The organism is Mycobacterium sp. SMC-4, assembly GCF_025263265.1.
Taxonomy (GTDB): Bacteria; Actinomycetota; Actinomycetes; order Mycobacteriales; family Mycobacteriaceae; genus Mycobacterium.
The window spans coordinates 3,771,432-3,795,157 of sequence record NZ_CP079869.1 but is presented as its reverse complement, the minus strand read 5'-3'; the positions used below and the strand labels follow the sequence as shown (position 1 = coordinate 3,795,157).

22 protein-coding genes are annotated in these 23,726 nt (G+C 65.7%); 12 read left to right on the top strand and 10 right to left on the bottom strand.

The window, feature by feature from the left end; translation table 11 throughout:
- Positions 1-36 precede the first annotated feature (36 nt).
- From KXD98_RS17910 to KXD98_RS17870, 9 genes are read left to right on the top strand one after another with little or no spacing between them, the layout of a single operon-like run.
- On the top strand, positions 37-690 hold the full coding sequence (locus tag KXD98_RS17910) for a TetR/AcrR family transcriptional regulator (RefSeq protein WP_260759697.1): 654 nt from the start codon (positions 37-39) through the stop codon (positions 688-690).
- A 1-nt stretch (position 691) separates the two neighbouring features.
- Positions 692-892, top strand: coding sequence for a ferredoxin (locus KXD98_RS17905; RefSeq protein WP_260759696.1), 201 nt, complete (start codon positions 692-694; stop codon positions 890-892).
- The gene (locus tag KXD98_RS17900) at positions 889-2,118 is read left to right on the top strand and encodes a cytochrome P450 (protein ID WP_260759695.1); all 1,230 of its coding nucleotides are present in this window, start codon (positions 889-891) and stop codon (positions 2,116-2,118) included. The genes KXD98_RS17905 and KXD98_RS17900 overlap by 4 nt, the downstream gene beginning before the upstream one ends.
- A gap of 34 nt (positions 2,119-2,152) precedes the next feature.
- Entirely contained in the window at positions 2,153-3,325 is a 1,173-nt protein-coding gene (locus tag KXD98_RS17895; protein ID WP_260759694.1) for an amidohydrolase family protein, read from the top strand.
- Positions 3,322-4,590, top strand: coding sequence for a Xaa-Pro peptidase family protein (locus tag KXD98_RS17890; protein ID WP_260759693.1), 1,269 nt, complete (start codon positions 3,322-3,324; stop codon positions 4,588-4,590). Before KXD98_RS17895 ends, KXD98_RS17890 begins: the two co-directional genes overlap by 4 nt.
- A complete protein-coding gene (locus KXD98_RS17885) occupies positions 4,580-5,713 on the top strand; it encodes a Xaa-Pro peptidase family protein (protein WP_260759692.1) in 1,134 nt (377 codons plus the stop codon). Before KXD98_RS17890 ends, KXD98_RS17885 begins: the two co-directional genes overlap by 11 nt.
- Positions 5,706-6,686: an enoyl-CoA hydratase/isomerase family protein gene (locus KXD98_RS17880; RefSeq protein WP_260759691.1), complete on the top strand. Its 981-nt coding sequence runs from the start codon at positions 5,706-5,708 to the stop codon at positions 6,684-6,686. Before KXD98_RS17885 ends, KXD98_RS17880 begins: the two co-directional genes overlap by 8 nt.
- 7 nt (positions 6,687-6,693) lie before the next feature.
- Entirely contained in the window at positions 6,694-9,117 is a 2,424-nt protein-coding gene (locus tag KXD98_RS17875) for a CoA transferase (RefSeq protein ID WP_260759690.1), read from the top strand.
- Positions 9,118-9,126: 9 nt separating this feature from the next.
- Positions 9,127-9,927 (top strand): SDR family NAD(P)-dependent oxidoreductase, encoded by an 801-nt coding sequence (locus KXD98_RS17870; RefSeq protein WP_260759689.1) that lies wholly within the window; start codon positions 9,127-9,129, stop codon positions 9,925-9,927.
- Here KXD98_RS17870 and KXD98_RS17865 read toward each other — a convergent pair.
- Positions 9,924-10,985: an NAD(P)-dependent oxidoreductase gene (locus tag KXD98_RS17865; protein WP_260759688.1), complete on the bottom strand. Its 1,062-nt coding sequence runs from the start codon at positions 10,983-10,985 to the stop codon at positions 9,924-9,926. The two genes, KXD98_RS17870 and KXD98_RS17865, sit on opposite strands and share 4 nt — an antisense overlap.
- 60 nt (positions 10,986-11,045) lie before the next feature.
- On the opposite strand from KXD98_RS17865, the gene KXD98_RS17860 reads away from it, so the two are divergent.
- Together KXD98_RS17860 and fadD12 are read left to right on the top strand one after the other, a co-directional pair.
- The gene (locus KXD98_RS17860; RefSeq protein ID WP_260759687.1) at positions 11,046-11,843 is read left to right on the top strand and encodes a lysophospholipid acyltransferase family protein; all 798 of its coding nucleotides are present in this window, start codon (positions 11,046-11,048) and stop codon (positions 11,841-11,843) included.
- Between the two features lie 61 nt (positions 11,844-11,904).
- Entirely contained in the window at positions 11,905-13,452 is a 1,548-nt protein-coding gene (fadD12, locus tag KXD98_RS17855) for an acyl-CoA ligase FadD12 (RefSeq protein WP_260765280.1), read from the top strand.
- Here the strand turns inward: fadD12 and KXD98_RS17850 are convergent.
- From KXD98_RS17850 to KXD98_RS17830, 5 genes are all read right to left on the bottom strand, one after another.
- Positions 13,449-14,885, bottom strand: coding sequence for a wax ester/triacylglycerol synthase family O-acyltransferase (locus tag KXD98_RS17850; RefSeq protein ID WP_260759686.1), 1,437 nt, complete (start codon positions 14,883-14,885; stop codon positions 13,449-13,451). The genes fadD12 and KXD98_RS17850 overlap by 4 nt on opposite strands.
- Before the next feature lie 53 nt (positions 14,886-14,938).
- Complete coding sequence (locus tag KXD98_RS17845; protein ID WP_260765279.1) at positions 14,939-15,970, bottom strand: phosphotransferase; 1,032 nt, start codon at positions 15,968-15,970, stop codon at positions 14,939-14,941.
- Between the two features lie 91 nt (positions 15,971-16,061).
- On the bottom strand, positions 16,062-16,898 hold the full coding sequence (locus KXD98_RS17840) for a mycofactocin-coupled SDR family oxidoreductase (protein WP_260759685.1): 837 nt from the start codon (positions 16,896-16,898) through the stop codon (positions 16,062-16,064).
- 53 nt (positions 16,899-16,951) lie between these two features.
- A complete protein-coding gene (locus KXD98_RS17835; protein ID WP_396883233.1) occupies positions 16,952-18,076 on the bottom strand; it encodes a cytochrome P450 in 1,125 nt (374 codons plus the stop codon).
- Positions 18,077-18,414: 338 nt separating this feature from the next.
- Positions 18,415-19,137 (bottom strand): TetR/AcrR family transcriptional regulator, encoded by a 723-nt coding sequence (locus KXD98_RS17830; protein WP_260759683.1) that lies wholly within the window; start codon positions 19,135-19,137, stop codon positions 18,415-18,417.
- Between the two features lie 202 nt (positions 19,138-19,339).
- On the opposite strand from KXD98_RS17830, the gene KXD98_RS17825 reads away from it, so the two are divergent.
- Entirely contained in the window at positions 19,340-20,122 is a 783-nt protein-coding gene (locus KXD98_RS17825) for an enoyl-CoA hydratase (RefSeq protein ID WP_260759681.1), read from the top strand.
- 30 nt (positions 20,123-20,152) lie between these two features.
- Here the strand turns inward: KXD98_RS17825 and KXD98_RS17820 are convergent, their stop codons facing one another.
- From KXD98_RS17820 to KXD98_RS17805, 4 genes are read right to left on the bottom strand one after another with little or no spacing between them, the layout of a single operon-like run.
- Positions 20,153-20,944: an acyl-CoA dehydrogenase family protein gene (locus KXD98_RS17820; protein ID WP_260765278.1), complete on the bottom strand. Its 792-nt coding sequence runs from the start codon at positions 20,942-20,944 to the stop codon at positions 20,153-20,155.
- Positions 20,945-20,958: 14 nt separating this feature from the next.
- On the bottom strand, positions 20,959-22,080 hold the full coding sequence (locus KXD98_RS17815) for an acyl-CoA dehydrogenase family protein (protein ID WP_260759680.1): 1,122 nt from the start codon (positions 22,078-22,080) through the stop codon (positions 20,959-20,961).
- Positions 22,077-22,508, bottom strand: a complete 432-nt coding sequence (locus tag KXD98_RS17810; protein ID WP_260759679.1) for a nuclear transport factor 2 family protein — start codon at positions 22,506-22,508, stop codon at positions 22,077-22,079. Before KXD98_RS17810 ends, KXD98_RS17815 begins: the two co-directional genes overlap by 4 nt.
- A complete protein-coding gene (locus KXD98_RS17805; protein WP_396881551.1) occupies positions 22,492-23,724 on the bottom strand; it encodes an amidohydrolase family protein in 1,233 nt (410 codons plus the stop codon). The genes KXD98_RS17810 and KXD98_RS17805 overlap by 17 nt, the downstream gene beginning before the upstream one ends.
- Positions 23,725-23,726: the final 2 nt, after the last annotated feature.

Below are 23,726 nucleotides of genomic sequence, written 5' to 3'. Positions count from 1 at the left end.
CTTGACTTATGCAGTGTGACGGGGTTCACTGACAGGGTGACCACTGCCCGGAGTCTCCGCGCCGACCGCGCCTCCAGTACCCAGGAAGCGATCCTGCAGGCCGCCGAACGGCTCTACGCCGAACACGGGGTGTTCGCGGTGTCCAACCGACAGGTCAGTGAGGCCGCCGGACAGGGCAACAATGCCGCGGTCGGCTACCACTTCGGCACCAAGACCGACCTGGTGCGGGCCATCGAGCACAAGCACCGCGGCCCGATCGAGCAGTTGCGCGAGCAACGGGTGGCCGCGATCGGGGATTCCACCGATATGCGGGACTGGGTGGCTGCGCTGGTCTGCCCACTGACCGATCACCTTGCTGCGCTGGGCAATCCCACCTGGTATGCGCGATTTGCCGCGCAGGTGATGACCGACCCGGCCTACCACAACATGATCGTCAAGGATGCGTTGTCCTCGTCGTCTCTGGTCCGGGTGCTCGACGGGATCAACGGATGCCTGCCCGACCTGCCTGTCGACGTCCGAGTCGAGCGCAACATCATGGGCCGTAACCTGTTGATGCACAGTTGTGCCGATCGCGAGCGGCTGCTGGCCCAGGGTTCACCGGTGGCCCGAGCGTCGTGGCAGGACGCGGCGACTGGACTGATCGACGCGATCATCGGCCTCTGGCACGCCCCAGTGACGGAGACGCCCTGACATGGTGGTCACGATCGATCAGGCCAAGTGCGTTTCGTCGGGACAATGCGTCCTCAACGCCGGCGAGGTCTTCGACCAGCGGGACGACGACGGCGTGGTCGAACTTCTGATCGCCCAACCCGGTCCCGAACACGCCCAACAGGTCCGCGCCGCCGCCGCCGCCTGCCCCGCCCTGGCCATCCACATCGAGGAGACGATATGACAGATACGCTGACGCAGGAAGCGGTGTCGGTACCTGAGTACCCGATGGAGCGTTCGCCCCGCTGCCCCTTCGCACCTCCGCAGCAGATGCTGGAGATGACCGAACGTGCGCCGCTATCGCGGGTGCGGATCTGGAACGGGACCACCCCGTGGCTGGTCACCGGTCACGAAGCGGCCCGCACGCTGTTCGCCGATTCCCGGGTCAGCGTCGACGACCGCAACGAAGGGTTCCCGCATTGGAACGAGCACATGCTCTCCACGGTGAACAAGCGGCCCCGCTCGGTCTTCACCTCCGATGCCGAGGAGCACACCCGGTTCCGGCGCATGTTGAGCAAGCCGTTCACCTTCCGTCGTGTCGAAGCCCTCCGCCCGGTCATCCAGGATGTCACCAACGAGTGCATCGATGCGATCCTGGCCGGACCGCAGCCGGCCGACATGGTCGCGAAACTGGCGCTGCCGGTACCTACCCGGGTGATCAGCGACATGCTGGGCGTGCCCTACGAGGACCACGAGTTCTTCCAGCATCACGCCAATGTCGGGCTGGCCCGCTACGCCAGCGCCGAGGACGGCCAAAAGGGCGCGATGAGCCTGCACCAGTACCTGATCGATCTGGTGAAAAAGAAGATGGAGGAGCCGGCCGAGGACGCGGTGTCGGACCTGGCCGAGCGGGTCAACGCCGGGGAGATCAGCGTCAAGGAGGCCGCGCAGCTGGGTACCGGCCTGCTCATCGCCGGACACGAGACGACGGCCAACATGATCGGTATCGGCATCCTGGCGTTGCTGGAGAACCCTGAACAGGCTGCTGCGCTGCGTGATTCGGGGGACCCGAAGTTCGTCGCCAATGCGGTCGAAGAGCTGATGCGCTACCTGTCGATCATCCAGAACGGTCAGCGCCGTGTCGCTCTTGAGGACATTGAGATCGCCGGTGAAACCATCCGGGCGGGGGAGGGCATAATCCTGGACCTCGCCCCGGCGAACTGGGACGCGTCGGTCTATCCGGAGCCCGAGAAGCTCGATCTGAGCCGCGATGCCAGTGCGCAACTGGGGTTCGGTTACGGCCGTCATCAGTGTGTCGGACAGCAGCTTGCCCGCGCCGAACTGCAGATCGTGTTCCAGACACTGCTGCGCCGTATTCCCACCATGAATCTGGCGATCCCGTTCGACGACGTGCCGTTCAAACACGACCGGCTCGCCTACGGCGTCTACGAACTACCAGTCACCTGGTAACAGCCCTCTTTCACAGCCCGATTGGAGTACCTCGATGGCCAGCCCGACAGTTTCGCTGTATCCCCCCGAAGGTTTCGGCGCCCCCAAGTATCGACAGGGCCATGCCAGCCAGGACGGGCTGGCCAGCCTCCCCAAAGGCACCGAGATCTTCTCCGCCGACAACCACATCTCGGTCGCCGACGACATCTTCTACAACCGTTTTCCCGAGGAACTCAAAGGCGCAGCCCCGCGTATCTGGTACGAGGACGGTGCCTACATGGTCGGGATGAAGGGCAAAGCCTGGACCGGCGGTGACTTCGGCCGGGTCCTCATGCAGTACGACGATCTGGCCGGCGCGGCGTCTAACAACATCGCAGCCCGCATCAAGGAACTCAAGCAGGACGGCATCGACAAGGAGCTCGCGTTCCCCAACGCCGTGCTCGCCCTGTTCCACTACCCCGATAAAGCCCTGCGGGAGCGCGTGTTCCGCATCTACAACGAGCACATTGCCGGTCTGCAGGAGCAGTCCGGCGGGCACTTCTACGGTGTCGGTCTGATCAATTGGTGGGATCCGAAAGGCACCCGTAGCACACTTGAGGAGCTCAAGTCCTACGGCATCAAGACGTTCCTGCTGCCGTTGAACCCCGGCAAGGACGATGACGGCAACATCTACGATTACGGCAGCACCGACATGGATGCGGTGTGGGACGAAATCGAAGCCGCGGGCCTGCCCGTCAGTCACCACATCGGGGAGACCCCACCAAAGACGCCGTGTCAGCACAACAGTGTCGTGGTCGGCATGATGGTCAACGTCGACTCTTTCCGGGAGCAGTTCGCCAAGTATCTGTTCTCCGGCATCCTCGACCGCCACCCGCAGCTCAAGGTCGGGTGGTTCGAGGGTGGGATCGCCTGGGTGCCCACCGCGTTGCAGGATGCCGAGCACATGCTGGCCTCCTACCGGCACATGTTCAACCACGAGCTGCAGCAGGACATCCGGTACTACTGGGACCATCACATGAGTGCGTCGTTCATGGTCGACCCCCTCGGGCTGCAGCTCATCGACCGTATCGGCGTCGACAACGTGATGTGGTCGAGCGACTACCCGCACAACGAGAGCACGTTCGGCTACTCGGAGAAGTCATTGGCCACCGTCGTCGACGCCGTCGGTCCCGAGGCCGCGGTGAAGATCGTCAGCACGAACGTGCAAAATTTCCTCGGAATCTCATGACGACATCCACTCGCTCCGGCGTGACCCAGATCGCCCGGACCGGCTACACATGGCTGGACATCCCCGCTGAACCGGACTTACCCCGGATGCGCCGAGAGGCCGGTGCGCGTCTGCGCGCCGCGATGGCCGAGCAGGGCGTGGATGTGCTGGTGCTGCTGGGCAACGGCAACGTCATGTACGCCACCGGCATCAGCTGGCCGCTGGCCGATGCGGGACTCTCGCACGTGGAGCGGCCGGTGGCCGTTGTGCTTGCCGATGACGCACACCCGCATCTTTTCCTGCCCTTCCGTGAGGGAGCGGCGATGGAGACGGACCTGCCCGATGATCACCTGCATGGGCCGGTCTATCTCGAATTCGACGAAGGGGTCGCCGATTTCGCGGAGATCCTGGCCCGCCTGATTCCGGCCGGGGCAAAGGTTGCGACCGACGAGTTGACCGGGGCGATGCGGCGGTCCGGAACTGCATTGTTTCCTGATGCGCCGGTGGACGCGGCGCCGGTGGTCGGCGCAGCCAAACTGGTCAAGACGATCGACCAGATCGCATGCGTTCGGCGTGCCTGTCAGATCACCGAGGAGGCTGTCGCCGAGATTGCTCAGGCACTGGCTCCCGGAGCGCGCCAGATCGACCTGTCCGCGCAGTTCGTGCGTCGCGCTTTCGAATTGGGTGCCACCACCAACATGTTCGACTCGATCTGGCAGGTGATGCCGGCGTCGAAGGCCGAGGGCACCTGGACAACCACCGGCGACCTGGCTCTGCCGTTGCTGACGACCGAACGGGAACTGGCTGCCGGCGATGTGCTTTGGACCGACGTGTCGATCGCCTACCACGGATACTGCTCCGACCACGGCCGCACCTGGATCGTCGGCGAGGAGCCCACACCCGCGCAGCAGCAGCAGTTCCAGAGGTGGAGCGCGATCGTCGACGCGGTACTCTCGGTGACCAAGGCCGGCGCTACGTGCGGTGACCTCGGACGCGCCGCCACCGCCGCTGCCGGAGGTGAGAAGCCGTGGCTGCCACACTTCTATCTGGGTCACGGGATCGGTACCAGCGCAGCTGAAATGCCGATGATCGGAACAGATCTCGGTCAGGACTGGGACGACAAATTCGTCTTTCCGGCCGGCATGTTGCTGGTGCTCGAACCGTTGGTCTGGGAAGACGGCACCGGCGGCTATCGCGGCGAGGAGATCGTGGTGGTCACCGAGGACGGCTGGATGCCGCTGACCGAGTATCCCTACGACCCCTACGAGGTGCCCCGTGGGAACTGAGATCGAAGCCGATGGTCGTGCACTGCGTGTGAGCCGTCGGGAGCGCGCCCTCGCTGAGATGGCAGCGCACGACCTCGACATGCTGGTGCTGGGCCGGCAAGCCAACGTCCGCTACATCTCCGGTGCGCCGCAACTGTGGGTGGTGGGCACGCGTCCGTTCGGGCCGATCTGCGAGTTCGTGCGTGCCACCGGTGAGATCCACCTCAACAGCACGTGGGACGAGGGCATCCCGGAAGAGATCCCACACGAGAACCTGTACGGATACGCGTGGAACCCCATGACACTGGTCGGGATTCTGCAGAACATCAAGGGTGCCGACACCATGCGTCGGGTCGGAACCGACGCGCTGACACCGATGTTCGCCCAGCTGCTGTCGATGGCGTTCCCGAATGCAGAACTTCTCGACGCCGAACCAGCGATGCAGGCTGCCCGCCGCGTCAAGACGCCCGAGGAAGTGCAAGCGCTGCGGCGCGCACTTGTGGTGGCCGACCAGGCCTTGGCCGCGGGCGCCGCCGCACTCGGTCCTGGCGCCACCGAGGGGGCACTGGCCGGCACCATCCTGGAGGCCGAGGCGGCCGGTGGTGTGAGTACCCCGGCGACCCAGGACGCCGCATGGGTGACGTCGAAGGAACACCCGTGGCGGCGCGTGGATGGAGACGGTGCGCTGCGCGACGGGGACCTGGTGGCGCTGTCGGCCGGGGTGTTGGCCGACGGATATGTTGCCGAGGTGGCCCGCACGCTGCTCGTCGGCCAGCCCACCGACGCCGTGCGTGCGTTGTACCGGCGTCGAGATGACCTCTGGGACGGACTGCTTGAGGCCTGCCGACCTGGCTTGCCGACGAGCGGTCTGCTGGACGCCTACGTGCGGGCCGGCGAGCGACTGCCGGCGATGCCGGTGGCGCACGGTCTCGGGCTCGGTTTCGACCCGCCGGTCGTGACACCGACCCTGCGGGCGACCGCCGAAGCAGACATACTCGAGGAAGGCATGGTGTTGGCATTGAGCGCCTATGTGTGGGAACAAGGAGTCGGTGCGGTGTTCACCCGCGACGCCGTGTTGATCACTGCCGATGGCGCCGACGTGATGTCGGCGGCCCCGGCCTACGGTGAGGCCGTCCATGGCTGAGCGGCCCGCGCCTACGGCCGCTGAGCGCCCCACGCCTGAGGAGATCATCCTCTACGAGAAGGACCCGAAGACCAAGATCGCCACCATCACGTTCAACCGGCCGGAGTTCCTCAACGCACCGACGTCGCTGGCGCGGCTGCGCTACGCCGACGTGCTGCGCGCAGCCAACGCCGACAACGACGTCAAGGTCGTGATCATCCGCGGCGCCGGGGACAACCTGGGTAGCGGTGCCGACCTCCCGGAGTTCATGGAGGGCAACGACAATCCGGCGGCCCGGTTGGCCGAACTGCGGTTGGAGGATGACGGCGTCGGTGAGGTCACCTATCCGCCGAAGGGGACGTTCCGCAACGGCGCCACCATCAGCGCCTGGTACGCCAACTCTCAGGCCGGCAACCGCGCCCTGCAGGACTTCAAGAAGATCAGCATCGTCGAGGCCAAGGGCTATTGCTACGGTTGGCACTTCTACCAGTGCGCCGACGCCGATCTGGTGATTTCGTCCGACGACGCGTTGTTCGGGCACCCGTCGTTCCGGTATCACGGCTGGGGCCCCCGGATGTGGACCTGGGTGCAGATGATGGGGTTGCGCAAGTTCCAGGAGATGGTGTTCACCGGCCGGCCTTTCACCGCTGCCGAGATGTACGACTGCAACTTTCTGAACAAGGTGGTCGCCCGCGACCGGCTGGAAGCCGAGACCCAAAAGTACGCGCTGGCCTGCGCTCGAAACAGACCGGTGGACACCGTGTTCCAGCAAAAGATGTTCTTCGAGATCTTCAAGCAGCAGCAGGGCGAGTACATGGGCAGCCTGTTATCGGCGTTCTTCGAGTCGATGGGCAACGGGGTGGCCAACGACAGCGACGACGACCTCGACATGTTCGAGTCCATCGACAGCGGACTGTCGGCCGCGGTCAACGACAACGACAGCAAGTTCCCGCCGGAGTTCCGGCTGAGCAAGCGCAACCGGGCCAAGGAGTAGCCCCGCGTTGTCTGACTCCGGGCTCGAGCCCCCGATTACCGGCTACGTCGTCGTCGACCTGTCCAGCGGGATCGCCGGCAACTACTGCACCAAGATGTTGGCCGATGCCGGTGCCACTGTCGTCAAAGTAGAGCCTGCACAGGGTGATCCGCTGCGGCAGTGGTCGGCCTCGGGCGCGCCGATCAGCGACGGCGCCGACGGCGCACTGTTCTCGTATCTGGCGTGCTCGAAACACAGCGTGGTCGCCGAGCCGGGTACCGACGGGGATTTCGTCGACGCGTTGCTCGCCGATGCGGACGCGCTGATCTGGTCGCGCGGGCCCGGCATCGCTGCGGATCCCCGATTTGCGCCGGCGGCGATCCTGCAGCGTCACCCGCATCTGACCGTCACCGCGATCACCGCGTTTGGCCTCGACGGGCCGTGGAGCAACCGTGCCGCAACGGAGTTCACCCTGCAAGCCTGGTCCGGCGGGATTGTCGGGCTGGGCCGCGGCGCCCCGGACCGGGCGCCGGTCTACGTCGGCGGTCAGGTAGGGGAGTACCTGGCCGGCGCCTACGCCAGCATGGCGACCCTGGCCTCGCGGCTGCGTGGCGGTGGGGAGCTGGTCGATCTGGCGATGTTGGAAACATCCATTCTGGGTCTGACCTACTACCCGGTGAGCTATTTCGAGATGCTGGGCCGGCCGTGGCGGGACGCGCGGCGGCTGACGGTGCCGGGTATTGCCCGAGCCAAGGACGGTCTCGTCGACATCGGTTGCGGCACCGCGCAGCAGTGGTTCGATCTGTGCGCGATGACCGGCCACGTCGAATGGATCGACGAGGAGTCGCCGCTGTCGATCACCGAACAGGCCAACGAGAAGGCCGAGGAGCTCTACGCGTGGGTCGCCGACCAGACCGTCGACGAGATCCGCGATCTGGCCACCGCGTTCCGCATTCCCAATGCCCCGGTGGCCAACGGCGCCAACGTCGAAGGGCTTGACCACTTCGTGGCGCGCCGCTCCTTCGTCGTCAACGCGCGGGACGGTTTCACCCAGCCCGGCCCTCCCTACCGCACCACGCCGCCGATGCTGGCGCCGCCGCTGCCCGCGCCGCGCCTGGGCGAGCACACCGAGCACTATCGCTCGCGAAGGTGCAGTGACGGTAGCCGGGCACGTACTGCGGCTACCGTGAGCGCACCCTCGCGGAGAGACGGGCTGCCGTTCGAGGGCCTGCGCGTCGTCGACATGACGACGTTCTGGGCCGGACCGAGTTGCACTCATCTGTTGGCCATGCTGGGTGCCGACGTGATTCACGTGGAGTCGACCCGCCATCCTGACGGCACCCGTCTCATTGCCGGGATTCCCGTCACCGAAGAACAGTGGTGGGAACGCTCACCGATTTTCTCCGGACTGAACACCAACAAGCGGGGCATCACGCTTGACCTGCAGAGTGACATCGGCCGGCAGCTGTTGAAGCAGCTGATCGCGACCGCTGACATCGTCGTGGAAAACTTCACGCCCCGCGTGTTGGAGAGTATGGGGCTGACCTACGAGGCGGTCCAAGCGATCAAGCCCGATGTGATCATGGTGCGCATGCCGGGATTCGGACTGGACGGCCCGTGGCGCGACAACCCGGCATTCGCCTACGTCATCGAGGCTGCCGCCGGGATCAGCTGGCTGACCGGGTATCCCGACCGCAACCCGTTCGAGCCGTACTCGGTCGGTGACCCCAACGCAGGAATTCACGCGTGTCACGCGATTCTGGTCGCGCTGGAGCACCGGCGACGGAGCGGGCAAGGAGCCATGGTCGAGGCGGCGATGGTCGACGCGGCGCTCAGCATCGCCGCTGAGCAGGTGATCGAATTCTCGGCTTACGGCGCGCTGCTGGAACGAACCGGCAACCGCGGACCGGCTGCGGCGCCGCAGAACCTTTACCTCAGTAAGGACGTCGACGAGTTCGGTCGCCTCGACAGCTGGGTCGCGATCGCCGTCGCAACCGACGCCCAATGGGCCGGGCTGCGCGACGCGTTGGGCAACCCGTCCTGGGCCATGGCCCAAGAGTTGGACGACGCACAGGGACGACGGGTGCAGCACGACCAGATCGACGAGCACCTCGGTCGGTGGTGCGGCCTGCGAAGCGCCGACGAGATCGTCGAGACGCTCTGGCGCAACGGAGTTCCGGTCGCCAAAGTGTTGCAGCCACATCGACAGGCCGAACTGGATCAACTGCAGGCACGGGGATTCTTCGAATCCGTACAGCATCCGGTCAACCCGGCGACCCGCCACAGCACACTACCGTTCACCTGCTCGCGCGGTCCGGATCGGATTCACACCGCGGCGGCTCCGCTTCTCGGCCAGCATAACCGCGAGGTGTTGGGTGAATTGGGGCTCAGTGCACATGACATCGCGCGGCTTGAAGCCGACGGTGTCATCGGGACCACGCCCGTCAGATAGCCTCCCGATATGGCCATCACTGCATCCGACATCCTGTTGACCGGACGCGTCGCCGTTGTCACCGGGGCAGGCGCGGGGATCGGCCGTGGAGTCGCCGAGGGGCTCGCAGCGTTCGGGGCCACGGTTGCGGTGTGGGAACGTGACCCCGACACATGTGCGGCAGCCGCCGATGCGGTCGGCGGTCTGGGCGTGGTGCTCGACGTTCGCGACAGTGCTGCCGTCGACGCCGCTCTGCAGCGCACCGAATCAGAGCTGGGCACCGTCTCCATTCTGGTCAACAACGCCGGTGGTACCTTCGGCTCCACACTGCTCGAAACCACCGAGAACGGCTGGGATGCGCTGTACCGCAGCAACCTTCGCCATGTCCTACTGTGCACCCAGCGGGTGGCGCGGCGGCTGGTGGCCGCCGATGCGCCGGGCAGCGTCATCAATGTCACCTCCATCGAGGGTGTGCGAGCTGCACCCGGGTACGCGGCGTACGCCGCCGCGAAAGCCGGCGTGATCAACTACACGAAGACGGCATCGTTCGAACTTGCTCCGCACCGGATCAGGGTCAATGCATTGGCCCCCGATCTGACCATGACCGAGGGATTGCAGTCCATGGCTACCGGGGACGTCGACGCCGGGGCTGCGATCCCGCTGGGCCGGGCCGGCCATGTCGACGAAATTGCCTCGGCCGCAGTCTTCCTGGCCTCGGACATGGCCGGCTACATCACCGGCCAGACGTTGCACGTCGACGGTGGCACCGAGGCTGCCGGCGGCTGGTACTTCCACCCCGACAGCGGGGCGCCGACGTTGGGGCCTGCCTAGGAATCCGGCGAAGGATCACCCAGACCACGGCGGATCGCGGCCCACGGGTCGGCGTATTGACCGGGCTGGTTCCGGTACGCCGAACGCCGCGTCAGGATCGCCCGGACCAGCGGAGCCGCAAGGCGTAACACATACCTTGAGGGCCCGGCCTGCCGGTGTGCCTCGGCCAGCATGTCCGGCCACGAATAGTGCTGAAAACCCAGCGCTTCCTGCGCTCGGGTGGTGTCCATCCAGTCGGTGACGAACCAGTCGTCGTCGCTGTGGGGGTCACCCTTGCGTCCGGTCGGCAGCCCGCCCTTGAGGCCCCTGGAGCCTGCCAGGGCCGGTCCGACGTCACCCTGCAGCACGCGATGCGAATCGTCACCGGCGATCAACAGGATCTCCCGCGCCACGTCCGCCGTGGTCGCCGCCGCGAAGGCCCAGGCGACATCGCGGACGTCGACGGTGTGCAACCGCCCGTCTGTAGGCAGGGTGCTCTCGAAGTACAACGCGTCGAGGTTGAGGGCCATAGCCTTCGGGTCGACGGTCAGTACGCCGCCGAGGCGAAGGACCACCCATTCCAGCGACGAGTTCCGCACGATCGTTTCGGCCTCGGCTTTGTGCGCGCTGTAGAGATCGGAGTGCTTCATCGGCGTGTCGGCGGTCACCGGCCCCATGCCCCGGTGCGGATTGCGCGAGCCGTACACGGCGTTGCTGGATGCGTGCACGAATCGCGGGGGACTGGGTTGGGCTTGGGCGACGTCGACGAGGGTGGCGGTGGCTTCGACGTTGACCCGGCGGGCCAGTGCTCGGTTCTTGTAGATCGCCGGCGGGATGATGGCCGCGAGGTGGATGATCGCCTCGGGCGCGGCATCTGCCACCAGTCGCGCGGTTTGGGAAGCGTCGGTGAGGTCAACCCACTTCACGGTGACTCCCGCGGGCAACCGCTGGGCAGCCTTGCGGTTGGGCTCGGTGCCGAGGTCGGCCACGATAACCCGACGACCGCGTTCGGTCAGCCGCCGCACGGTCGCGGAACCGACCAGGCCGAAGCCGCCGGTGACCAGCACCGTTCCCGCCATCACGTCTCCTACCTGCGGATATGACATTCTCTTCAGGGGAGAGTAGCATATCCGTTCACCATGTCCGAGCGCGCCGAGATGGCCAAGTGGGACCCCGGCTTCACCCGGCAGATCACCAACTGGGTGGGGCCGGTGATCAGGCGATACTTCCGCGCCGAAGTGCGCGGGATCGAATCGCTGCCCGGCGCGGGCGGCGCTCTGGTCGTGTCGAACCATTCGGGCGGAATGCTGACCCCCGATGTGCTGATCTTCGCGCCCGAGTTCTACGGCTATTTCGGTTTCGACCGGCCGCTGTACACGCTCGGGCACCAAGCGATTTTCGTGGGCCCCGTCGGCGACCTGTTGCGCCGTGCCGGGGTCATCGAAGCCAGCCGAGAAAACGCGGCGCACGCGCTGCGCGGTGGCGCGGTCGTGCTGGTGTTCCCTGGCGGTGATTACGACTCCTACCGGCCGACGATGACCGCCAACACAATCGACTTCGCCGGACGCACCGGATACGTCCGAACAGCGATGGAGTCGGGGGTGCCGATCGTGCCGATGGTGTCGATCGGTGCCCAGGAGACGCAGATTTTCCTGACGCGCGGCGATTCGTTGGCGCGCCGGATCGGACTGACGAAGCTGTTTCGGGCGGAGATCCTGCCGGTGAGCGTCGGATTCCCGTTCGGGGTGTCGGTGTTCTTCCCGCCCAACGTGCCGCTGCCGGCCAAGATCGTCACCCAGGTTCTCGAGCCGATCGACGTCCACGCCGAGTTCGGTCAGGACCCCGACATCGACGAAGTGGACCGCCACGTGCGCTCGGTCATGCAAACTGCACTCGACGAGTTGGCGGAACAGCGCCGATTCCCGATTGTGGGGTGAAGCCGTGGCTGACCAGGTAGGGCTGCTGAACACGCTGTGGCGCGCTCGGCTGATCGCTCCGATGCGGCCCGACCGCTATCTGCGCATGGGCTTGGCGGTGCGACGTGCGGGTCTGACGGCGACGGTGGGATTTGCCACGGCCGCACAGCGCTGTCCTGATCGTCCGGGCATCATCGACGAGCGGGGCACCTTGACCTGGAAGCAGCTCGATGACCGCTGTGACGCGTTGGCGGTGGCGCTGCAACAGTCCGAACCCACGACGGTGGCCGTGATGTGCCGCAATCACCGCGGCTTTGTCGAGGCGCTGGTCGCGGCCAACCGCACCGGCGCCGACGTACTGTTGCTCAACACGTCGTTTGCCGGTCCGGCAATGGCCGAGGTGATCGAGCGCGAAGGCGCCGACGTGGTCATCTACGACGAGGAGTTCACCGAGACCGTCGACCGGGCGCTGCGCGATGTCACCGGCGCCACCCGGGTGCTGGCGTGGGTGGACACCCCCGGTGGCGCGACGCCCACCGTGGACGCACTGATCGAGGCTCACCTCGGACAGCGGCCGCAGCGCAGCGGCCGGAACAGCGACATCATCCTGTTGACCTCCGGCACCACCGGTACCCCCAAAGGTGCCAAACGCTCGACGGGCAGCGGTGGGGCCGGTGACCTCAAAGCCGTTCTCGACCGGGTTCCATGGCGCGCGGAGGAGCCCATCGTGATCGCGGCTCCGATGTTCCATGCCTGGGGGTTCTCGCAGCTGCTGTTCGCCGCACTGCTGGCCTGCCCGATCATCACCCGGCGCAGATTCGATCCGGAAGCCACGCTGGAAATGGTCGACCGGCATCGGGCCACCGGCCTGGCCGTCGTCCCGGTGATGTTCGACCGCATCATGGACCTCCCCGCGAGCGTCCGAAACCGTTACAGCGGAAAGTCTTTGCGATTCGCCACGGCATCGGGTTCCCGGATGCGGCCAGACGTTGTCATCTCGTTCATGAATCAGTTCGGCGACGTCATCTACAACAATTACAACGCGACCGAGGCCGGCATGATCGCCACTGCTACGCCGGAGGATCTGCGGGCGGCGCCCGACACTGCTGGTCGGCCCGCCGACGGCACCGAGATCCGCATCCTCGATGCGGACTTCAACGAGGTTCCCGCCGGGCAAACGGGGCAGATCTTCGTCCGCAGCGGCACGCTGTTCGACGGCTACACCTCCGGAAAAACCAAGGATTTCCACGACGGGTTCATGGCGTCGGGCGACATGGGTTACCTCGACCAGACCGGTCGCCTGTTCGTGGTGGGGCGTGATGACGAGATGATTGTCTCCGGTGGCGAGAATGTGTACCCGATCGAAGTGGAGAACACCCTGATCGACCATCCAGGCGTGTCCGAGGCGACTGTGCTGGGTGTCGACGACGATCAGTACGGTCAACGACTGGCGGCTTTCGTGGTGCTGGCCGGATCGCAAACCGCGCAGCCCTCTGTCGATGATCTCAAACAGCATGTCCGGGACAACCTGGCCAATTACAAAGTGCCGCGGGACATCACGATTCTGCCGGAACTGCCGCGGGGAAGCACCGGTAAGATCCTTCGCAACGAACTGCGCGAGCTGTCCTAGCTGCGGCAGGCTGCCGGTGCCATCGCGGAGGCCACCGTCGCCGCACGTGGTAGTCCGCAGGCGCTGCGCAGTTCGTCGAAGGCGTGCACCATCGCGTCGGTGGCCTCGTGCGTGTCGGCGAAGGTGCGGTCGTCGGAGAGCACCGCTATGTCGACTTGGTCGACATAGCTCCACACCGTCATGTTGAACGCGCTTCCGGCCGAAAGAACACCGACGGAATAGATTTCGCTGACCGGCGCGCCACCGATATGGCCCCGTTGGCGTGGACCGGGAACGTTGGAGATCGCCACATTCATCAAGCGGTTGTGGTCGGCGCGCTTGGCCTGAACCCGGAACAGCGACGGTGCCAGCGGGGGTGGCAGATACTCCAGGAACCTGGCCTGCAGCGTCGGTCCGAGAAGCTCGTTGTTCTCCTTGGCTCGGCTGGTGGCCTCCGCCGTGAGCCGAACCCGCTGCGCCGGATCGTCGACGTGCACCGGCACCGAGACCATCAGGCCGCCGATCTCGTTGCCGGTGACCCGGTCGGCGGACCTGTCCGTGCTGATCGGGACGGTGGCCAACAACGGCCGGTCAGCGCGGCCGTCGTAACGAAGCAACAGTTCGCGCAGGCCACCGGCCGCCATCGCCAGCACGATGTCGTTGAAGGTGACGCCCAAGTGTTTGGCGGTCTCCTTCACCTCGGCCAACGACAGCGTCGCCGTGGCGAAGGTGCGTACCGGAGACACCACGTGGTTGAGGAAAGTGGGTGGCGCGTTGAAGGGTTTGGCCAGATCTGGATTGGCGCGACGCTCTTTGGCGCGCCGCCGCAGTCGAGACAGTCCGCGCACGGTGTCGACCATCAGTCCCGGCAACTCGGCGACGTTCTTGACGTGGTCGAGCTGGGCCTCTCTGAGCAGTTGCCCTCGGCTCGGTGGTTCACACGACTCGGGTGCTTCCTCGCGCTCGTCCTGGACCGGCCCGGCCAGGTCCATCAGCCGCGCCAACAGGTTCGCCGAGGCCACACCATCGGCCAGAGTATGGTGCACCTTGCCGATCAGCGCGAAACGGTTGTCGGCCATACCCTCTGCGAAATGGAACTCCCACAACGGTTTACTGCGATCCAGCGGGGTGCTGGCAACTTCCCCGATGACCTGGTCGAGTTCGCGGCGCCCGCCCGGGGCTGGTACCGCGACGCGCCGCAGGTGGTAGTCGAGGTCCACCGGGCAGTCGGGTAACCACATCGGGTGGTGCATCCGCCAGGGGATGTCGATGAGCCGGTAGCGCAGCGGGTCGAGCAGATGCAGACGACGCGCGATGGTGCGGCGGAACGCGTCGAACCCGTATTCGCCGTCGTACCCGGTGGCGTCGATGACCGCGACTTTGAGCGTATGGGTGTGCACATTGGGTGTCTCGCTGTACAACAGCATCGCGTCCATGCCGTTGAGCCGCTTCATGGCACCATGCAACCACTCCGGCACCATGATCATTACCGTTTCAGCGAACGGGTTCAGCTACAGATCTCGTTCAGAGCCTCAACGGTCTTCAAGTCGACGAACGCCGCGCCGTAGCGCTGCGCCAGAGCCAGACAGATGTCGGCGCCTTGCCACGCATCACCGCCGGAGAGAGTTGCCATCCAGATCGCCAGGCCGTGCGCCACCGAGGCGCGGTAGCGCAGCCAGATCTCCTCCCGTCCGGGCATCTCGGCGGCGGGCAGCTCCAACGCGTCGTGGTACGCGTCGAGCAGGTCGCGTTCGCTGCGCCGGCGATCCTCGATGGTCAACGCGCCTTGTAGGAAATAACCGAGATCCAACGAGAAGTTGCCCCGACGGACCATTTGCCAGTCCAGGAATCCGACCGTTTCGCCTGCCGGTGAATCATCCGGCGCCACATACGTGTTGCCGATGTGTGGGTCGCCGTGCAGCAGGGTGGCGGCCGACTCGGTCAGCGTACCGATGTAACGGGCCCAGATGTCGACGAACAGTTCGGTACCGCTCAATGCCAGCACCTCGCGCGCGACGGTGTCGCCGAGGCGTTCGTGGGCGATGTGCAGCGGGGCGTACTCCAGGCCCTCGAACGCGACAAACGGCTCCACCCAGGACAGCGCGGGGTCGCCGGTCAGCCGGTCGCCCCAGTACCGGGCGTGCACCCGGGCCAGTCCCCGCACGCCGGTGGCGGCCTGCTCGACGGTGAGGGGACGGGTGGAGTCGCGTGGGTCGGCGCCTCGTCCCACCACGTCTTCCATGACCATCAGGAAGTCACGACGGTCTTCGTCGATGATCGCGGCGTAGACCGCGGGATGATCCAGCGGCAGCACCGCGCCCGAGGTGAACAGCCTCGGCTCGTGGTACAGCCCACTGGTCAATTCCACGAGGTCGGCGTGCGCGGGATCAACAGCCTTCGCGAATACCGTCGCCGGTCCAGTGCCGGCCGAGTAGCTCAGGCCGAGGCGGGCTCGACGGTTGGTTCCGTCGTCGCGTAGCACGACCCGCACGTCACCGACTTCCGCTCCCGGAAAATGTTGGGCAAGCACGGAAGTCATCCATTGCGGGGTGATCTCGTCCCAACTCTGCGGGATCGCCAGTTCTGTCGAGGACCCTTCGCGGCCGGCCGCGGTCGTCACGCTGGTTCGGCTACTTCAGACAGCTGCCGCCATCGACCGGCAAGGTGACACCGGTGATGAACCGCGCTTCATCGGAAGCCAGGAACAGCACCGCATTGGCGATGTCCTCGGGCTCGACCCAGCCGATGGGCAGCGTGTGCATCAGTTGCCCGACGACCTTCATATCGTCCGGGCCGGGATTCTCCAGGTCCGGACGGAACAGCTTCATCGTCGGCTCGTTCATGAACAGCGGCGTGTTCACGTTGGTCGGATGCACCGAGTTCACCCGGATGTTCTGGGCGCCGAGCTCGACGGCGAAGGTCCGCATCAAACCGACCACGCCGTGTTTGGCGGCCACATAGTGGCCGGTGTGCGGGTAGGCCTTCAGTCCGCCGACCGAGCTGGTCAGGATGATCGACCCACCACGCTCGCCGGCGAGAATGTGCGGGACTCCGGCTTTGACGGTCTTCCACACCCCGGACAGGTTGACCCCGATCATGTCATCCCAGTCGGGTTCCCCGGTGTCGTGCAGCAATTGACCGCCATTGCCGATGCCGGCATTGGCGACGATGATGTCGAGGCGGCCGAACTCCTCGACACCGGCGTCCACGGCGGCTTTGAGTGCGTCGAAGTCGCGTACGTCGACCTCGGCGGTGTGGATCCGGCCGCCGGCGTTCTTGACCAGATCCGCGGTCTCGGCCAGGTCCTCGGGGTTGGACAACGGGATCAACACGCTGTCGATCTGCTTGCAGATGTCGACGGCGATGATATCGGCACCCTCTTCGGCCAGCCGCACCGCGTGCGCCCGTCCCTGCCCGCGTGCCGCACCGGTGACGAAAGCGACCTTGCCTTCTACGCGTCCTGCCATGATTGTTCGGATCCTTCTGTCAGTAGTGGGGTGGGCGTCGTTGCGTTGTGGGTTCAGCCAATGAACGTGGGCATGGCTTCCCAGCCGCGCACCGCCGTCGTCTGCGAGGGCCGCGTGTTGGGCCAGTCGACCTCCCACTCGGGGAAGCGCTTGAGGATCTCCTCCAGGGCGATCCGGCCCTCCAGCCGGGCCAGCGCGTTACCCATACAGAAGTGGGTCCCGGCGCCGAAGGTCAAGTGCGATCTCTGCTCCCGATAGATGTCGAAGACATCACCGTCGGGGGCGAAGCGCCTGCGGTCGCGGTTGGCGGCACCCATCAGCAGCAGCATTGCGCTGCCCTCGGGCACCTTCTGGCCGTAGTACTCGGTGTCGCGGGCGACGTAGCGGCCCACGTGCAGGGCCGGCGGTTCCCAACGCAGGATTTCCTCGATGGCTTGCGGAATCAGCGTGGGGTCGGCCACCAAGGCACTGCGCTGGTCGGGGTAGTCGGCCAGCGTCTTGCCGGCCCAGCCGATCAGACGGGTCGTCGTCTCTGCTCCCGCGGTCGCGACCACGGTCAGGTACATCAGCAACTCGTCACGGCGCAGCCGGCGAACGGTGCCGGTCTCGTCTTCGAACTCGACGTTGAGCAGGTCGGTCATGATGTCGTCGGACGGATGCTCGGTGCGGTAGTCGATGAACTCGGCGAACACTTCGCCGGTCGCCATCAAGTCGGCACTCTCGTTGTGCAGGGTGGCCTCGCCGTGTTCGGTGACCCGGCGCTGATGGTCCTCGGGGATACCGAGCAACATTCCGATCACCCGCATGGGCATCTGCTCGCCCAGGTCATTGACGAAGTCGAATCGGCCGCTGCCCACCAGCGGATCCAGACAGCGGGCGGTGAACTCGCGAATCTGAGGTTCCAGGGCAAGCACCTTGCGTGGGGTGAACATCCGCGACAACAGGTTGCGGTGGATGTTGTGGATCGGTGGATCCTCGAAAATCAATGTGCCGGGCGGGATCTCCATACCCGACTTGATGATCTCAAGCAATGCGCCGCGGCCCGAGATGAATGTCTCGTGGTCGATCAGGCCCTTCTGGACGTCGTCGAATCGGCTGAGCGCGTAGAAGTCGTGTTCGGCGTTGTAGTACAGAGGCGCTTCTTCGCGGAGTCGGGCAAAGAGTGCATACGGAGCCATGTTCAGGTCGACGCTGTAGGGGTCGTAGTGCAGCTCGTCCGCCCCTGCGGTGCTCTGTACGTCGGAGTTCTCAGCGCTGATCGTCACGGTGTCCCTCTCGCCGGACCGGGTTCGCAAGTCAGAAGTCGTAAGACAGCGGGCTGCTATCTGTCTCACAACTGTGGCACCTGCTGCTGCAGGGTGTCAATGGCAGACTCAATATCGGCAGTTCATGCTCTCTCCACAGGAGAACACGCCTCTCCGAGAACTGTGGTGACGCTGTGCGGACACCACGCGGGCATGACGTTATCGCCACTGCGAGGCTGACTCTGGGAAACGAAGAGTGTCGTTCTTTGGTCTCAGCGCGCGGCAAAACCGTGCGCGCAGAAGTCCCACACCTCGTCTGCCGAGATCGGGTTGGCGGTCCCGTCGCCGGCGTCACCACTGGACTGGGCGACGAACATCACCGTCTGCATCGTCATCGCCGCCATGCGCTTTGGATTGATACCGTCGCGCAGCTTGCCGGCTGCTCCGGCCTCTTCCATCAGTTCGGTGAGCAGCGCCAACAGCGGCGCATGCGCGATCTTGACTTCTGAGGGGTGGGAAACCAGCAAGCGCGGGGCGAAGTCGGTGAACAACGGTCGCTTGGCGGCCGGGTCCGGGCGTGAGGTCTCGAACAAGAGCTGGATGGCGACCTTGAGCCGCTCGAGGGGATCCTGCTGGCCGGCGGTCGCGGCGCGGATCTGGTCAGCCGATCGGCTGAGGGCATCTTCGAACAGTGCCAGCAACAACTCGTGCTTACCGTCGAACTGGAGGTAGAAGCTGCGAAGTGACTGGCGCGAGCGATCCACCACTTCTTGCACGGTGAAATCGGTGCTGCCCTTCTCGATGATGATCGCCTGGGCGGCATCGAGAAACCGCTGGACGCGTTGCGCAGCGCGCAGCTTGGCGGTTTTGATGGACCGCTCGACAGCGCGCTGTTTCCAGGCCGGCTCCTCGCTCGGTGTGGTCACCGGCGGCCCGTCGCCAGCAGACCGAGTGGGGAGAACATGCACTGACTGTACCGGAGAACGCCTTGCCATAGCGGTCCTCGACCCCCTCTCGGCCAACGTGTCAGAGATTGTAACTTCCTCATCATGAGAATAGTATTCTCATTTCCGAGATAAGAGAAGGTCTTGGTAGCGGGGCTGTGGTGACCGGTGATTACTGGGTCACCCAGCACCGTCGTCCAGCACCGTTGTGCAGTACCCCCGCCGGCCGCGCAGAAACCCGAGGACGCACCGCATGTACATCGACTATGACGTTGCCGACAAGATCGCGACGATCACGCTCAATCGGCCCGAGGCCGCCAACGCGCAGAACCCGGAGCTGCTGGACGAACTCGACGCAGCGTGGACCCGGGCGGCTGCGGATTCCGAGGTGGCGGTGATCGTGCTGAGGGCCAACGGGAAACATTTCTCCGCCGGTCATGACCTGCGCGGCGGCGGTCCGGTGCCGGACAAGATCACTCTCGAGTTCATCATCGAGCACGAAGCCAGACGCTATCTGGAGTACACGCTGCGGTGGCGCAATGTGCCCAAGCCGTCGATCGCCGCGGTGCAGGGCCGGTGCATTTCCGGTGGTCTGCTGCTGTGCTGGCCGTGTGATCTCATCGTCGCCGCCGACGACGCGCGGTTTTCCGATCCGGTGGTGCTGATGGGTATCGGCGGGGTCGAATACCACGGACACACCTGGGAACTCGGGCCGCGTAAAGCCAAGGAGATTCTCTTCACCGGCCGCGCCATGACTGCCGAAGAGGTGTTCCAGACCGGGATGGTGAACAAGGTCGTGCCTCGCGACGAGTTGGACGCCCAGACGCGGGCGCTGGCCGAGCAGATCGCGACGATGCCGCCGTTTGCGCTGCGGCAGGCCAAGCGGGCGGTCAATCAGACCCTCGACGTGCAGGGCTTCTACGCGGCGATCCAGTCGGTCTTCGATGTGCACCAGACCGGGCACGGCAACGCGTTGAGCGTGGGCGGCTGGCCCGTGCTGGTCGATCTGGACCAGATGAAGGCCAACATCAAGTAGCCTGCTGCGGCAGTGCCCGTCCGGTCGAACTCAGAGCTGGGCGAGTCGGGGGACCGAGCCGCGAGCCCGCAGTCCTGCGCCGGCCTTGCGGGTCAACTCCTTTGAGTTGCCCAGTAATCCGTCCAGTACCAGGGCGCGTTCGACGTGCACGTGCAGCTCGTGCTCGGCGGTGAAGCCGATACCGGCAAGCACCTGCTGGCAGTGTCGCGCAGCGGTCAGCGCAGCCTTGCCCGCGGCGGCCTTGGCCAGCATCGCGGTCAGGTCGGCGCTCTCGGTACCCGGCAGGCCGAGCGTGGCCTCGGCGCCTTCGATGGCCACCAGGGCCTCGGCAAGGCGGTGACGGACAGCCTGGAAGCCGGAGATCGGGCGGCCGAACTGGACCCGGTCGCGGGCGTGCCGGCGGGCCAGGGTGAGCATCGCCCGTGCCGAACCCACCAGCCACCAGCCCACAGCACGGCGAGCCTCGCCCATGCGCATCAGCTCACCGTCGGGCACCCGGCGCAACGGCAGACCGCCCAGCGTCGGGTTGTCGTCACCGGCCTCGCGTTCCCACACCACCCAGCCACCCCCGGTGTAGGGCATCGGTGGCGTCCCGCCCGGCAGGCCACCGATCGTCTCCAGCATCACGTCGTTGAGAACCGACGCGTGCGAACCGGTTTCTCCAAGCAACCGAAACACCAGCGGAATCGCGAGATCAGGCATGTCGGAGAGCATCTCGGCCCATCCGAGATCGGCCAACGCCGAGTCCAGTTGAGCCCCCGACGACGACAGCATGGTCTTGCGCAGGGTGTCTTCGAGCATCTCGAGTGACTTGGCGTCCATGTCCTGGTCCACGTTCACTCCTTCCCGAGATCGAGCAGACGACGGGCGATGATGTTGCGTTGCACCTCGGCGGTACCGCCGTAGATGCTGGCTGCCCGGGAGTACAGAAACTCGGTGCGCCATTCGGAGTCCTCAAGTTCGACGACGCTGGGCAGCAGATCGCGCGCGGTGTCGTAGAACAACTGCTCGGCACCGGCCAGCAGTACCTTGTCGATCGAGGTGTCCGGGCCGAGGCGCTGGCCTTCGGCGAGTCGGTGCTGGGTTGCCCGGGACCGGCAGCGCAGAGTGTGCAGCGCCAGGTAGACCTCGCCCAGATCAGCGTCCGATGCCGTGCCGAGACCCTTGACGATGCCGACCAGGTCGTCGAACCGTGAGTACAGATAGGCAATGCGTTGCCAGAAGCAGCTGGAGCGTTCATAGGGCAGCAGGTCCATCGCGAGTTGCCAGCCATCGCCAGGCTTGCCGAGCATCCTGCTCGCGTCGACGACGACGTCGTCGAAGTACACCTCACAGAACTCGTCGACGCCGTGCATGGTGCGTAGCGGACGCACGGTGATGCCAGGGGTGTCGATGTCGACGAAGAACGCGGTGATTGCCTGGTGGTTGGGGGTGTCGGCGTCCCCGGTGCGGGTCAGCAGCACGCACCGTCGAGCGAACTGGGCGAAACTGGTCCACACCTTCTGGCCGTTGATCACCCACTGATCGCCACGGGGGGTGGCGCGCGTGGTCAGCGATGCCAGGTCACTGCCCGAGCCCGGTTCCGAAAACCCTTGGCACCAGAGCTCTTCGCCGCTGAGCAGCTTTGGCACCATCTCGGCGGCCAGTTCCGCGGGCGCGTAGTCGATCAGCGTAGGGGCCAGCACCTCGAGCATCGAGTACGGCCCTGGCTCGGCCAGTCGCCGCCCCACCACTTCCTCACCGACGACGGCACGCAGGATGGCCGGACCGCCGAGCCCACCGGCGTGCTCGGGCCATCCGTAGCGATTCCACCCGGCGTCGTAGAGCGCGCGCTGCACTCGGGCGAACTGGCGGATGTGTCCCGGCAGGGAATGCTCGCCCGGCGGCGGGGTCAGGTCGTTCTGGTCTAGCCAAGCGCGCAATTCAGTCCGGAACTGCGCGGTCTCGGTCGAGGTCATCCGGCCTCCGGCCGTCCGATGGCGTGCGGCCGTCCGGAATCGTGGTCGCCATTGCGCCGAATAAACGTCATGGCACGGGTTTTCAGTCGCCAGCCGTCGTCAGTGCGCACATAGGTGTCGTTGTAGTAGCCGATGCGCATGTCGTGCTTGGAGTGCTCGATGAAGCACAGCGGCTGGGTACCACTGGCCTTGTCGGGCTCGTCGGGGTCGAGGGTCACCAGCGAGGTGCCGGTCATGAAAAGCCCTTTGGGCGCGGCGTCGACGAGCTCGGGAAACCGGGCCAGGGTGTAGGTCGAGCCGAATGCGCTGTAGGTACCGTCGGGGGTGAACACCGAGATCAGTCCGTCGACGTCACCTTGGGTGATGGTGACCGCGTACTTCGCGAGGAGCTGCTGGATCTCGACGAGATCCTCAGTTCGGTTGCTCATGTCGGTAGACCTTACCGCCCTTCATTACAAAGTTGACATTGCGTGTAACGCCGATATCCGCCAGCGGATCGCTCGGCACCGCAATGATGTCGGCGAGGTAGCCCTCGGCGAGGCGACCGAGGGAGTCGGCACGGTTGATCAGATCGGCGGCCACGACCGTGGCTGCGCGCAGCACTGCTGCCGGCGGCATGCCCCAGTCGACCAGGGTGACCAGTTCGTCGGCGTTGCGCCCGTGTGGGATGGCCGGGGCGTCGGTGCCGACGGCGATCTTCACGCCGGCCTTGTATGCGGCCTTGATCGACGTTCGGGCCTTGGGGAACATCTCGGCGGCCTTGGCCTGCAACTCCGGTGGGGCTTTCGAGACGTCCATGTACTCGGCCAGCCGGCGAGTGCTGACCAGGAACCGGTCGTTGTCGACCAGCATCTGGATGGCTTCGTCGTCCATCAGGAAACCGTGCTCGATACAGTCGATCCCGCAGTCGACCGCGTGCTTGACCGCTTCCGCGCCGTGGGTATGTGCAGCGACGCGAAGGCCTCGGCGATGCGCCTCGTCGACGATCACCCGCAGTTCCTCATCGGAATAGTGTTGCGCGCCGGCCTCTCCGGTCAGCGACATGACGCCCCCCGAGCAGCAGACCTTGATCAACTGCGCGCCGTGCTTGATCTGGTAACGCACCGCCTTGCGGATCTCGTCGACCCCGTTGGCGATGCCCTCTTCGATGGTCAGCTCCAGCACGCCGGGCATGAACGCCGCAAACATCGTCGGGTCGAGGTGGCCGCCGGTCGGGGTGATGGCATGACCCGCCGGGATGACCCGCGGACCCTCGATCCAGCCGGCGTCGATGGCCTTGCCCAAGGCGACATCGAGCAGGTATCCGCCTGTCTTGACGAACAACCCGAGGTTGCGCACGGTGGTGAATCCGGCCCGCAGCGTGCGGCGCGCGTTACCCACCGCGCGGAGCACCCGGGTCGGCGGATCGTCCTGGACCTGGGACAGGCCCGGGTTCTCCCCGCGTCCACCCATCAGCAGGTTGACTTCCATGTCCATCAGGCCGGGCAGCAGGATCGAGTCGCCGAGGTCGATCACGTCTGCGTCGGCCGGGGGAGTGCCGCCCAACGCGACGATCCGGTCCCCGTCGACGGTGACCATGCCGGGGCGCACGATCTCCCCGGCATCGACGTCGAGCAGGCCCGCGGCTCTGAGGGTCAGGGTCACCG